The organism is Pandoraea commovens (genome assembly GCF_902459615.1).
GTDB classification, from domain to species: domain Bacteria; phylum Pseudomonadota; class Gammaproteobacteria; order Burkholderiales; family Burkholderiaceae; genus Pandoraea; species Pandoraea commovens.
Window position 1 is genome coordinate 770068 of record NZ_CABPSA010000001.1, and the last position, 12545, is coordinate 782612.

A 12545-nucleotide genomic window follows, 5' to 3' on the forward strand; every position below is an offset into this window, starting at 1 on the left:
CGTGCAGGCACACAGCAACATTGCACGCTGAACGACACCCCAGAGTTTCGTCATGAACATCTCAAAATTTTTCATCGACCGGCCCATTTTTGCGGGCGTGCTTTCGGTCCTCACGCTGCTGGCCGGCCTGATCGCCGTGTTCCAGCTGCCGATTTCGGAATACCCGGAAGTGGTTCCGCCGTCGGTCGTCGTGCACGCTCAATACCCCGGCGCGAACCCGAAGGTGATCGCCGAAACCGTTGCGTCCCCGCTCGAAGAGCAGATCAACGGTGTGGAAAACATGCTGTACATGCAGTCGCAGGCCAACAGCGACGGCAACCTCACCACGACGGTGACCTTCCGTCTGGGCACCGACCCGGACAAGGCACAGCAGCTCGTGCAGAACCGTGTCTCGCAAGCGCTGCCGCGCCTGCCGGACGACGTGCAGCGCCTGGGTGTGACGACGATCAAGTCCTCACCCACGCTCACGATGGTCGTGCACCTGATCTCGCCGAACGACCGTTACGACATGACCTACCTGCGCAACTACGCGCTCATCAACGTCAAGGATCGCCTCTCGCGAATCAAGGGCGTGGGTGAAGTGCAGATGTGGGGCGCGGGTGACTACTCGATGCGTGTCTGGCTCGATCCGGCCAAGGTCGCACAGCGCGGCCTGACGGCGTCGGACGTGGTGCGCTCCATTCGCGAACAGAACGTGCAGGTGGCCGCCGGTGTGATCGGCGCGACGCCTGCCGGTCCGAATACGCCGTTGCAGCTGAACGTGAATACGCGCGGTCGTCTGAACACGGAAGAAGAGTTCCGCGACATCATTCTGAAGACCTCGCCGGACGGTGCCGTCACGCATCTGAGCGATGTCGCCCGCGTGCAACTCGACGCGTCATCGTACAGCCTGCGCTCGTTGCTCGACAACAAGCCCGCCATCGGTCTCGGTATCAACCAGTCGCCGGGCGCCAACTCGCTGCAAATTTCGGACGACGTCCGCGCCGCGATGGCCGACCTGCAAAAGGATATGCCGCCGGGCGTGGAATACCGCATCGCGTATGACCCGACGCAGTTCGTTCGCTCGTCGATCGAAGCCGTCGTGCACACGCTGCTCGAAGCCATCGCCCTCGTGGTGCTGGTGGTGATCGTGTTCCTCCAAACGTGGCGCGCGTCGATCATCCCGCTGCTCGCCGTGCCGGTGTCCATCGTCGGTACGTTCGCCTTGCTGCTCGGCTTCGGCTACTCGATCAACGCGCTGTCGTTGTTCGGGATGGTGCTGGCCATCGGTATCGTGGTGGACGATGCGATTGTGGTGGTGGAAAACGTCGAGCGGAACATCGCCGCCGGTCTCTCGCCGAAGGAAGCGACATATCAGGCCATGCGTGAAGTGAGCGGGCCGATTATCGCCATCGCCCTGACGCTGGTCGCCGTGTTCGTGCCGCTCGCCTTCATGTCGGGTCTGACGGGTCAGTTCTACAAGCAGTTCGCCATGACCATCGCCATCTCGACGGTGATCTCGGCTTTCAACTCGCTGACGCTCTCGCCAGCCATGGCCGCCCTGCTGCTCAAGGACCATCACGCCAAGCCGGACTGGCTCACGCGTCAGATGAACCGTTATCTGGGTGGTTTCTTCGGCGCGTTCAACCGCGTGTTCCATCGCGGTTCGGAGAAGTACGGTCAGGGTGTGACCCGCGTGATCGGTCGCAAGGCCGTCATGATGGCGATCTTCGCCGTGCTGCTGGGTGTGACGATGTTGTTGGGCAAGGTCGTGCCGGGTGGTTTCGTCCCCGCACAAGACAAGGAATACCTGATCGCCTTCGCCCAGTTGCCTAACGGTGCATCGCTCGATCGCACCGACAAGGTGATTCGCGATATGTCGGAAATCGCGCTGAAGACCCCTGGCGTGAAGAACGCCGTCGCGTTCCCGGGTCTGTCGGTGAACGGTTTCACCAACTCGTCGTCGGCCGGTATCGTGTTCGTCACGCTCAAGCCGTTCAGCGAACGTAAGGACAAGTCGCTGTCGGCGGGCGCCATCGCGGCGAAGCTCAACGGCGAATACGCGAAGAACAAGGACTCGTTCATCGCCGTGTTCCCGCCCCCGCCGGTGCTGGGTCTGGGTACGCTCGGCGGCTTCAAGCTCCAAGTGGAAGACCGTGGCGCACTCGGCTACGAAGCGCTGAACGACGCCACGCAGGCGTTCATCAAGAAGGCTTCGCAGACGAAGGAACTGGGCCCGACGTTCTCGTCGTACCAGATCAACGTGCCGCAACTGAACGTCGACCTCGACCGTGTGAAGGCCAAGCAGTTGGGTGTGCCGATCACCGACGTGTTCGACACCATGCAGATCTACCTCGGCTCGCTGTACGTGAACGACTTCAACAAGTTCGGTCGCGTGTATCAGGTCCGTGTGCAAGCCGACGCACCGTATCGTGCGCACGCCGACGACATTGGCCTGCTCAAGACGCGTAACGTCAATGGCGACATGGTCCCGCTCTCGTCGCTGGTGAAGGTCTCGCCGACGTACGGTCCGGAAATGGTGGTGCGTTACAACGGCTACACCGCTGCCGACATCAACGGCGGCCCGGCCCCGGGTTACTCGTCGGGTCAGGCACAGGCGGCTGTGGAGCGTATCGCGGCGGAAACGTTGCCGCGCGGCGTGAAGTTCGAATGGACGGACCTGACGTATCAGCAGATCCTCGCTGGCGACTCCGCGCTGTGGGTGTTCCCGATCTCGGTGCTGCTGGTGTTCCTGGTGCTGGCTGCGCAGTACGAAAGCCTGACGCTGCCGCTCGCCGTGATCATGATCGTGCCGATGAGCATCATGTCCGCGCTGTTCGGTGTGTGGCTCACGCGAGGGGATAACAACATCTTCACGCAGATCGGTTTGATGGTGCTGGTGGGGCTATCCGCGAAGAACGCGATTCTGATCGTGGAGTTTGCGCGGGAACTGGAAATGCAAGGTCGTACGGCCATCGCTGCCGCTATCGAAGCCAGCCGTCTGCGTCTGCGCCCGATTCTGATGACGTCCATCGCGTTCATCATGGGTGTGGTGCCGCTGGTGACGTCGACGGGCGCAGGTTCGGAAATGCGTCATGCCATGGGTGTGGCCGTGTTCTTCGGCATGATCGGTGTGACCGGTTTCGGTCTGATCCTGACGCCGGTGTTCTACGTGCTGCTGCGTACGCTGGCGGGCAAGAAGCCGCTGCATAGCGCGCACGCCTCGACCATGCCCGCCAACGTCAAATCCGAAGTCTGAAGGATGCCAATCATGCAAGCGCAATGGATGAAAAGAAGTCTGGGCGTCTCGGGTTTGCTCGCCACCCTGCTGGTGGTGGCGGGCTGCTCGATGGCTCCCACATACGAAGTGCCGACGGTGACCGACAAGGGTACGCCGACGGCCTTCAAGGAAGCGGCACTGCCCGCAGGTGAAGCTGGCACGTGGAAGACGGCCGAGCCGTCGGAAGCGCTGGCGCGCGGCGAATGGTGGAAGGTGTTCGGCGACGCAACGCTCGACAAGCTCGAAGCCGATGCATTGTCCGCCAACCAGAACCTGAAGGCGGCCGCCGCCCGCGTGCAGGAAGCGCGTGGCGTGCAACGTCAGGCTCGTGCCGCGCTCTTCCCGACACTTGACGCTGGCTTCGGCCCGTCGCGTCAGAAGATCTCGCCCGCCTCGCAGATGCAGCCGGACGGCACGAACATCGCGCCGTACACGCTGTGGCGTGCGCAGGCGAGCGTCGGCTATGAAGTCGATTTGTTTGGCCGTGTGTCGGACAACGTCGCCGCCGCCCGCGCCGACGCTGAACAAAGTGAAGCGTTGTACCGCTCGGTGCAGCTCGCGTTGCAAGCCGACGTCGCGCAGAACTATTTCAATCTGCGCGAGCTCGACGCCGAACAGGCGCTGTACACGCAGACGGTGACGTTGCGCGAAGAAGCACTGAAGCTGGTGCAACGGCGCTTCACCGAAGGCGACATCGGCGAGCTGGACGTCGCCCGTGCCAAGGCCGAACTGGCCACGGCGCAGTCCGACGCACTGGCGGTGGCCCGTCTGCGTGCCGCGTCCGAACACAGCCTCGCGATTCTGCTCGGCAAGACACCGGCGGAGTTCTCGTTTGCGCCCTCGCCGCTCGTGCCCGTCACCGTGCAGGTGCCCGCAGGTCTGCCGTCGGCATTGCTTGAGCGCCGCCCTGACATCGCGGCCGCCGAGCGTGCGATGGCCGCAGCGAATGCGCGCATCGGTGTCGCAAAGGCCGCGTTCTTCCCGTCGCTGTCGCTGACCGGTTCGGGTGGATTCGAAGCCGCCACGCTGGGCGATCTGTTCAACTGGTCGAGCCGCACGTTCCTGCTGGGACCGGTCGTCGGTGGTCTGCTCTCGATGCCGATTTTCGATGGCGGTGCACGTAGCGGCAATCTGTCGCGTGCCCGTGCGCAGTACGAAGAAGACGTCGCGAACTACCGTCAGCAAGTGCTCGTGGCGTTCCAGGAAGTCGAAGACAACCTGTCGAATCTGCGTCTGCTCGCACAGCAAACGCGTGCACAGGACGATGCCGTGAAGGCCTCGGGCCGCGCAGCGCAGCTCTCGCGCACGCAGTATCAGGAAGGCTCGATCGCGTATCTGGATGTGATCGACGCCGAGCGCACGGTGCTGCAAACGCGTCGCAGCGCTGTTCAGTTGGCCGGTGCGCAAGCCGTGTCGACCGTCAACCTGATCCGCGCACTGGGCGGCGGCTGGGGCGATTTGCCCAAGACGCCTGCCGACGGTGCTCCGGCAGCCGTACCCACGGCGAACGCGGCCGGTGCAACGGTAGCGGCCCGCTGAATGACGGGATCGTGAGTTGAGTCGTATCGCGGCGCGTTGAAACGCGTCGCGAAAGGTCGAGGCATGTCGTGTTGAATGGCATGTCCCGGCAGCAGGTGCGGCGTTCTTCCCCCCGGGAACGTCGCGCCCTGATGGATGCATCGAACCGGCGGCCGCGCTCGTGCCCCCAAGACGAGAGGCGCGCCGACCTGCCCCCGAAGCGTGCCTGGCGAGCCGCCGGTCTCGATGCGCCTCGTGCGGTGCGCTCGCGCCGTCGAGCCCATCCAACAGGTTTCTTCCCTGCGTCCCTGCTTGCCCGGCACATGCCCTATGTCAAACGACACCCGGCATGTCCGGGCTTTTTTTTGCGATGCGATGGTAGGATGGACGCACGGCTTTCGTCTTTTTGGCCTCGTTTTCGCCATTTGCGCTGCTTTGTGCGCAATGCGAACGGCGCAAAAGCGTCGGCCGTCGCTGGCAAGTCATCTCGAATGCTTCCCCCGCGTTCGGTCCCTCGACCCTACGATAAGGAGTGCAAATAATGAAGATGCGCAAGACACTGTCGCTGTGCCTCGCCGCCGGTCTGGCGGTTTCCTCTTCCCTCGTCCTGGCACAGGGCGGCCCACCGCCTCAGGGTGGTATGGGTGGTATGGGTGGTATGGGCGGCATGGGTGGCCCGCCGCCGGGGCATCAACCGGGTGGTCCTCATGGTGACAAACCCGGAGGCCCTCCGGGCCACGGCCCCAAAAAGGGTCCGCACGGCGGACCGCCCCCGCAAGCCCAACGCGGCCCCGGCGACGATTCCGCGTGGCAGCATCCCGACTGGCGCAAGGGCGACCGCGTGCCGCAGCAATACCGCGATGCGCAATACCGCGTCGACGACTACCGTCAGTACCATCTCGATGCGCCCAAACGCGGCCACCACTGGGTTGGCGTGGGTGGCGACTTCCTGTTGGTCAACGGTTCGGGCGTGATTGTCCAGATCGTGGGCGGGCACTGATCGCCGACCGACGCCTTAGCCACTCGTCGGCGTTGTGAATTTCCGCTGACTCGCCAGCCGTACGGCAGGGCCTCGCGCCCTGCCGTATTTCGTTGGTACTTCGTCTTCGCGCGCCGCTTGGCACCGGAAGTCCCGCCCGCTCCCGTCTCCCGCTCCGCCCAATCCCTCCTGCCTTAGCAAGCTTCACGCCCTTTCCGTCTCGTTTTCCTCGATTTGGTGCGCCGCTTTAATGTCCACTGGCTCCGGGCAGTGATTTCGCTGCGTTGCAGCATTAAAATCACGCGCTCCTGCCCTCCCAATTCATCGATATACGATATATCATGCACAAAATATCAAGACGACGCCCCAGAAAGGTGCGTCCGATGGAGCGGGACGACATGGCAATGACACGACGTGATGTGAAGGATTGGATGGCGGGTTTTCTGCCCGCCGTGGTGGCCGTTCACTGGCGCGAGCGTCTACGCGCAGGCATCGGCGCCCTATGCGGTATCGCTGTGACCGGTGGCCTGATGCTTTGGCTGCTCGGCCCTGTCTCTTACATCCCCTGGCTGGTCGCCCCGATGGGCGCGTCGGCCGTTCTGCTCTTCGGCGTGCCCGCCAGTCCTCTCGCGCAACCCTGGTCGATTCTCGGTGGCAATCTCGTCGCGGCCGTCGTCGGCGTGACGTGCACCATGTTTATTCCGACGCCGGTCGTTGCCGCCGCGACGGCGGTCGGTGTGTCCATCGCACTCATGTTCACGTTCCGCTGCGTGCACCCGCCGTCAGGCGCGGTGGCCCTCACCGCCGTGCTCGGCGGCCCGGCGGTTCATGCGCTCGGCTACGGCTTCGTGCTCGAACCGATTGCGCTTCAGTCGGTCATGCTGCTTGGCTCGGCCATCGGCTATCACGCGATCACCGGCCACCGCTACCCGCACGCGATGAAGGCGCAAGCACCGGCGCGTCCGGTCAATGCGCAAGCGATTCCCGTGACGACGGCCGATGCTGAAAAGGCTCTCGCCCGTCGTAGCGAACTGCTCGACATCTCCGCCGACGATCTGGCCAGCCTGCTGCGCGACACGCAACGCGAAGCCTTCGCCCGTCGCGCGCGCGAGCTGACGGCAGCCGACGTGATGGCCCCGCCGCTTGCCAAGGTACAGGCGCATGAGGAAGCCCCTGCGGCGTGGCGTCTGTTGCAACGTCATGGACTGGATGCCGTGCCGGTGGTCGATTCGGAGGCACGCGTCATCGGACTGTTGACGCGGCACGATCTGCACACGCGACGTGCGCGCCGCCAGAACTGGCCGCGCTTCGGCGTGTCGCTGGGCAATGGCCAACGCCCGGCCGTGCGCGATCTGATGCAGGGCGACCTCAAGTCGGCCACCGCCGGCATGCCGCTCTCCGAACTAGTCGCGCTCCTCTCGACGCAACGCCACGGCACACTGCCCGTGCTCGACGATGCCGCCCGGCTCGTGGGCGTCGTCACGCACGCCGACGTGCTGCGCAAGGTCGTGAACGCCTGAAGCGTTCGTCGCGCATTTGCCTGCGGTGCCGGTCCGGCGTCGCAGGCCGCCAACACTCCCCTACTACGATTGTCAGCCCTGAGCCGATCTGCAAGAATGGCGGCGTTGTAACGCACTGACGCCGCACAAACTTCGATCAACGAAGTGACAATCGCTCAGGGGGCGACATGGAACCGATAACGTTCAAGCAGTGTTTCGTAGGCGCATGGATCGACGGTTTTAACGCGTTACGCAATCGGCCACTGTTAAGTCTGATAGTGGCACTCGTTGTGCTTGTGTCGTCTGCACTTGGCATCTCGCTGAAGCAACTCGCCAGCGCCGCCGCGCAAGGGGGCGACGCGACTTACCGCCTCAACATCGCCCTTCTGTCGCTTGGCGTCGGACTCGTCAATCTGATCGCGCTCGCGGTACTTGCCGTTCACATCCTGCGCTACGTCATCCTCGGTCCGGACGCCGCCCGGCAATCGCCCTGGTTCGGTCGCGACGTGTGGCGTTATATCTGGCTATCGCTGCAACTCGTGATCGCCATGATGATCGCGGCTTTCATTCCCGCGTTTATCATCGGCTTCGCTTCGCGGATGAGCGGAAGCAGCCATTCCTACCCCCTGCTCGCCACGTTCATCGCATTAATGGCTTGCGCGGCGGTCTTTGTCATCACGCGCATCTCGCTCATTTATGCGCAGGTCGCGGTCGGACGCAGCAAGCGCTGGGGTGCCGCGTGGCAGGATTCACGTGGACATTTCTGGTCGATGTTCGGGACCGTATTCGTGACGTTCCTGCCGCTCTTCGGCACCGGCATCGTGATCACACTGCTGCTGGCGCTGGTCCTGAGATTCATGCCGGAAGTCACCGTTGCGGTACTCGGCTCCTTGATCCTGAAAACGGTGTTCTCGATTGCGTGGCTCGCCGTCGCATGCGGCGTCGGCGGATGGCTTTATCACCGCTATGCCAACCAGTTGCTGCTGATGGACGGTGCGCCGGACGATTTGTAAATCACGACGCATAACGAAACGGGGCGCAAAGTTTGCGCCCCGATTTTCATTTCAATGACGTCCTCAGTCGTGCCGACGCCGCCGCCAATCAGGCCGCATTCGCCGCTTTCTCAGCCGTGTCGCCCGCATCGAGCGCACCGTAGCGCGCATATTCGCCAAGCCCGTCCGGCCATTGCGTGAGCACCTGAAAGCCCGTCTCCGTGACAGCGACCATATGCTCCCACTGCGCCGAGAGCGAACGGTCGCGCGTGACGACGGTCCAGCCGTCTGCGAGCTGCTTCGTGTCCGGCTTGCCGACGTTGACCATCGGCTCGATGGTGAAGATCATGCCCGGGCGCAACGTCAGACCCGTGCCCGGACGTCCGTAATGCAGCACCTGCGGATCGTCGTGGTACGTCGTGCCGATGCCGTGTCCGCAGTAGTCGCGCACGATGCTGAAGCCTTCGCGATGCGCGACCGACTGAATGGCGTAACCGACATCGCCCAGCGTTGCACCGGGGCGCACCGCGCGAATGCCTGCGACCATCGCTTCGTAAGTCGTGTCGACCAGACGCTTGGCCATGATGCTCGGCGTGCCCGCGTAATACATACGGCTTGTGTCGCCGAACCAGCCGTCCTTGATGAGGGCAACGTCGATGTTCACGATATCGCCATCGTGCAACTTCTTGTCGCCCGGAATCCCGTGGCACACCACGTGATTGACCGATGCGCACACCGTCTTCGGATACCCGTGATAGCCGATGTTGGCCGGTATCGCCTTCAGCTCGTTCACGATGAAGTCGTGACACAGACGGTCGAGTTCGTCGGTCGTGACACCGGGCTTCACATGCTCGCCGATCATCGCGAGCACTTGTGCGGCCATCTCCCCGGCGCGACGCGACAGGGCAATTTCTTCGTTCGAGCGGATGACAACGCGTTCGCGCACCATTAGGCCACCTTATTCATGACGGTGACGGGTGCACCGGTTGCTGGAGAAGCGGCAGCGCCGGTCTCACTGACCGGCGCGCCATCGGATTCGATGAGTCGACGGCAGATCTCGCCGTAACTCAACGTGGGATTCAGTTCGGCGAGCATGCCGACGCGCAGCCAGTGTTCGGCTTGCGCGTTGATCGAGCGACTGAGCGCGCCGCTGGTATTGCGCAGCGCCTCATGCATCTGCTCCGATATCTTGACGATACCCATAGGGCGGATTCCTATATACGAAATAGCTACGAAACGTATATTACCAGCCCGCCGCCGAATTGTCTCGCCTATGCCGCTAAATCCGTCGCCGGCTCACCATGTCAGGCGAACCCCTGCGTTCCCCTCCACCGTGCGACGGTGGGTGGTCACCGGCAAGGGCGGCGAACGTTTCGGCGCAGCGCGACAAATTGCCGCAACGCGTGGCGTCCGCCATGAATTTTCACCTACTGGAGAAATGATTCGTATTACTGCGTGATAGCATCGCCGCTCGTCGTCACGAACGCGGCTTGTCGCCGCGCGCCCTGAACATGCCGGTATGGTCACATAGCAAACGCATCGCATGGGTCGGCCTCGCCGCCATGTGGATGCTGCTTTGCGCGCCGCTGATCAGCCAGTATCTGCGCGCGCACCCGTCGTCCATCGACGACGCGCTGTCCAGCGCGTTCTGTACCAGTCTCGACGAAGCAGCAGCGCAAGGGCGGCACGCACCGGTCACGCACGCAACGAGCGTCGCCTGCGGCTATTGCTCGCTGCTCGCGCACACGCCGCCCCTTCCGCCCGCCCCGCTGACGCTGGCAGACATTCGTGTCGACGGACCACGCCTCACCCTGTCGCCAGCGCTGCCTCATAGCGGCACGCCGCTGCGTCTCACCCCACCGTCGCGCGCCCCGCCGCACGCCTGACACCCTCGAGTCGTTCGTTTCGCCGATGTCCCGCTCGTCGCGTCGCCCTGTAGTCATGGCGATGCGGATGCGCGGGCGAGTGCGTTCGATCGTCTCATTGCATCGACTCCGATTTTCACGGCTGGCGCCCGTTGCACACCGACCGGCGGCGGCCTGCACACGTCAGCCGATCGCCGCTCAGCGGCCCCAGCGCCCCAGCGACGTACGGCCCGCGTGTGCCCGATAACGATAACCAGACAGCGTCATGAAAACGTCAATTCCAGTGCGCACCGCCATCGCGGTGGCCATTGGCTCGCTGTGCGCCCTCGCGCACGCTGCCGACAACAGTAACAACGCAAACGCCAACGGCGCGCAAAACGTCGAACTCCCCGCCACGCAGGTACAAGCGGACATCGTGAAACCCCTCGACGAACCGGTGCAGACCGGCAGCCGCCTCGGCCTCTCTATCAAGGAGACACCGGCGAGCGTCGAGGTCATTGACCGGCAGCAACTGGTGGAGCGCGGCGACGCGAACATCGTCGACGCCGTCAGTCGCGCGACGGGCATCAACGCATCCCCCCATCCGGGCAATGGCGGCTCGGAACTCGGCGCGCGCGGCTTCGTAGGCAGCGCGTCCGTCACACAGCTGTACGACGGCGTGCGTCCGTACGGTGCGATCGGCGTCACGTTCCCGTTCGACACGTGGTCCGTTGAGCGGATCGAGGTCCTGCGCGGCCCGGCCTCGGTCATTTACGGCGAAGGTGCCATCGGCGGTGTGGTCAATATCGTCCCGAAGAAGCCCGAGCAGATGCCCATCGAGAACGAAATTCAGCTGGGCATCGGCACCGAGAAAACCGACCGCGCAGCATTCGGTAGCGGCGGTGCGATCACCGACAAGCTCTCCTATCGCTTCGATGCGAGCGCGAACAGTTCGAACAACTGGGTCGACCGAGGCAACTCGCACAATGCGTCGTTCTCCGCCGCCATCAAGTACGACTTCACGCCGCGCTTTTCCGTGACGGCCACGCTCGCCGAGGGCAATCAGCATCCGATGCAGTACTTCGGCGTGCCGCTCGTGAACGGGCGTCTCGACCCGGCGACCTATCAGAAGAACTACAACGTGAGCGATTCGCTCATCACGTTTCGTGACAGCTGGGCGACGCTGGGGGCCACGTGGCGTCCCATCGACAATCTCACGATCACCAGCACGCTGTATCGCATGAAGAGCAAGCGCCACTGGAAGGACGCCGAGTATTACAACTATGTGCCCTCAAGCGGCCTGGTGCAACGCAGCAGCTACACCGAGATCCTTCACGATCAGGAACAGATCGGCAACGTCACGACCGCGACGCTCAAGGGCCAACTGTTCGGGATGGAAAACGCCGTGTCGGCGGGCTTCGAGTTCAATCACACGACGTTCCAACACACGAACAATTCGCCCTACTCCGGCACGTCGCTCGTCGATCTGTACAACCCCGATCCTGGCAACTTCGTGAACGTGGCGGGCACCTTTCCCAAGTACCGGTCGCAGGCGAACCAATACGCGTTCTTTGCCGAGAACCGTCTGAAGGTCACGTCGCGCTGGTCGGTCATTGGCGGCGTGCGCTACGACCATGCCAGCATCAATCGTGACGACCTGATCGCAGGCACCGCCTTCGCCAAGGACCTCAGCTACACCGGCTGGCGCGTGGGCACGGTCTTTGACGTGACCGCCAACACCAGCGTCTACGGCCAGTACTCGGTCGCCGCCGACCCCATCACCTCACTGCTCTCGCTCACACCGGCCAAGGCCAAGTTCGATCTTGCGACAGGCAAACAGATCGAGTTCGGCGTGAAGCAGGATTGGCTCGACGGTCGCGTCGACGGCACGCTGTCGGTCTATCGCATCGTCAAGAACAATCTGCTCACCGCCGATCCGCTCAATCCGTCGGTCAGTCTTCAGGTCGGCCAACAGTCGTCGCGGGGCGTGGAACTGACCGTGGGGGCGCAGTTGACGCGCGACGTGCGCATCGACGCCAACGGCACTTGGCTGCGGGCGAAGTACGACCAGTTCGAGGAAAGCGTGGGCGGTGTGTCCGTCTCGCGGGCGGGCAACATTCCGGTGAACGTGCCTCAGCAGATGGCGAATCTGTGGCTGAGCTGGCGCTTCGCACAGGCGTGGACGGCCAGCGGTGGACTGAAGTACGTTGGCAAGCGCTACGCCGATACCGCGAATACGCTGAAGCTGCCGTCCTATACGACAGTCGATCTGGCGCTCGCGTGGAAGCCGCGCCGCGATCTCACGCTAACCGGACGCGTCTACAACGTCTTCAACCGGCACTATGTGCAAACGGCCTACTACAACAACACGCAATGGCTGCTGGGCAACGACCGTCGCGCGGAGCTGGTGATGAGCTACCGGTTCTGAGGTATTAGCTGCATTCGCCGTATTGA

The 12545-nt window shown here is 63.4% G+C and carries 9 protein-coding genes; 7 read left to right on the plus strand and 2 right to left on the minus strand.

The genetic code is table 11. The features are described from left to right. The first annotated feature begins 52 nt into the window (after positions 1-52). The 5 genes from PCO31010_RS03340 (at position 53) to PCO31010_RS03360 (ending at position 8268) form a co-directional block, all read left to right on the plus strand. The gene (locus PCO31010_RS03340; RefSeq protein ID WP_039397929.1) at positions 53-3238 is read left to right on the plus strand and encodes an efflux RND transporter permease subunit; all 3186 of its coding nucleotides are present in this window, start codon (positions 53-55) and stop codon (positions 3236-3238) included. Between the two features lie 12 nt (positions 3239-3250). Then, positions 3251-4798, plus strand: a complete 1548-nt coding sequence (locus tag PCO31010_RS03345; RefSeq protein WP_150662969.1) for an efflux transporter outer membrane subunit — start codon at positions 3251-3253, stop codon at positions 4796-4798. 520 nt (positions 4799-5318) lie between these two features. After that, complete coding sequence (locus PCO31010_RS03350; RefSeq protein ID WP_246184424.1) at positions 5319-5777, plus strand: RcnB family protein; 459 nt, start codon at positions 5319-5321, stop codon at positions 5775-5777. A gap of 383 nt (positions 5778-6160) precedes the next feature. After that, complete coding sequence (locus PCO31010_RS03355) at positions 6161-7276, plus strand: HPP family protein (RefSeq protein WP_174984275.1); 1116 nt, start codon at positions 6161-6163, stop codon at positions 7274-7276. 167 nt (positions 7277-7443) lie between these two features. Beyond that, the gene (locus PCO31010_RS03360) at positions 7444-8268 is read left to right on the plus strand and encodes a hypothetical protein (RefSeq protein ID WP_150662971.1); all 825 of its coding nucleotides are present in this window, start codon (positions 7444-7446) and stop codon (positions 8266-8268) included. Between the two features lie 88 nt (positions 8269-8356). Here PCO31010_RS03360 and map read toward each other — a convergent pair whose 3' ends face one another. Then, positions 8357-9196, minus strand: coding sequence for a type I methionyl aminopeptidase (gene map / locus PCO31010_RS03365; protein ID WP_150662972.1), 840 nt, complete (start codon positions 9194-9196; stop codon positions 8357-8359). After that, positions 9196-9450: a ParD-like family protein gene (locus PCO31010_RS03370; protein ID WP_150574424.1), complete on the minus strand. Its 255-nt coding sequence runs from the start codon at positions 9448-9450 to the stop codon at positions 9196-9198. Before PCO31010_RS03370 ends, map begins: the two co-directional genes overlap by 1 nt. 287 nt (positions 9451-9737) lie before the next feature. Here PCO31010_RS03370 and PCO31010_RS03375 point away from each other — a divergent pair, with 287 nt between their 5' ends. Together PCO31010_RS03375 and PCO31010_RS03380 are read left to right on the plus strand one after the other, a co-directional pair. Then, a complete protein-coding gene (locus PCO31010_RS03375; protein WP_150662973.1) occupies positions 9738-10133 on the plus strand; it encodes a DUF2946 family protein in 396 nt (131 codons plus the stop codon). Between the two features lie 244 nt (positions 10134-10377). Further along, positions 10378-12519, plus strand: coding sequence for a TonB-dependent receptor (locus PCO31010_RS03380; RefSeq protein WP_150662974.1), 2142 nt, complete (start codon positions 10378-10380; stop codon positions 12517-12519). Positions 12520-12545: the final 26 nt, after the last annotated feature.

Bases quoted from the DNA above. Each gene is read 5' to 3' on its own strand.
- PCO31010_RS03360 (WP_150662971.1), top strand. From the start codon at position 7,444: ATGGAACCGATAACGTTCAAGCAGTGTTTCGTAGGCGCATGGATCGAC.
- PCO31010_RS03350 (WP_246184424.1), top strand. From the start codon at position 5,319: ATGAAGATGCGCAAGACACTGTCGCTGTGCCTCGCCGCCGGTCTGGCG.
- map (WP_150662972.1), bottom strand. From the start codon at position 9,196: ATGGTGCGCGAACGCGTTGTCATCCGCTCGAACGAAGAAATTGCCCTG.
- PCO31010_RS03340 (WP_039397929.1), top strand. From the start codon at position 53: ATGAACATCTCAAAATTTTTCATCGACCGGCCCATTTTTGCGGGCGTG.
- PCO31010_RS03370 (WP_150574424.1), bottom strand. From the start codon at position 9,450: ATGGGTATCGTCAAGATATCGGAGCAGATGCATGAGGCGCTGCGCAAT.
- PCO31010_RS03355 (WP_174984275.1), top strand. From the start codon at position 6,161: ATGACACGACGTGATGTGAAGGATTGGATGGCGGGTTTTCTGCCCGCC.
- PCO31010_RS03345 (WP_150662969.1), top strand. From the start codon at position 3,251: ATGCAAGCGCAATGGATGAAAAGAAGTCTGGGCGTCTCGGGTTTGCTC.
- PCO31010_RS03380 (WP_150662974.1), top strand. From the start codon at position 10,378: ATGAAAACGTCAATTCCAGTGCGCACCGCCATCGCGGTGGCCATTGGC.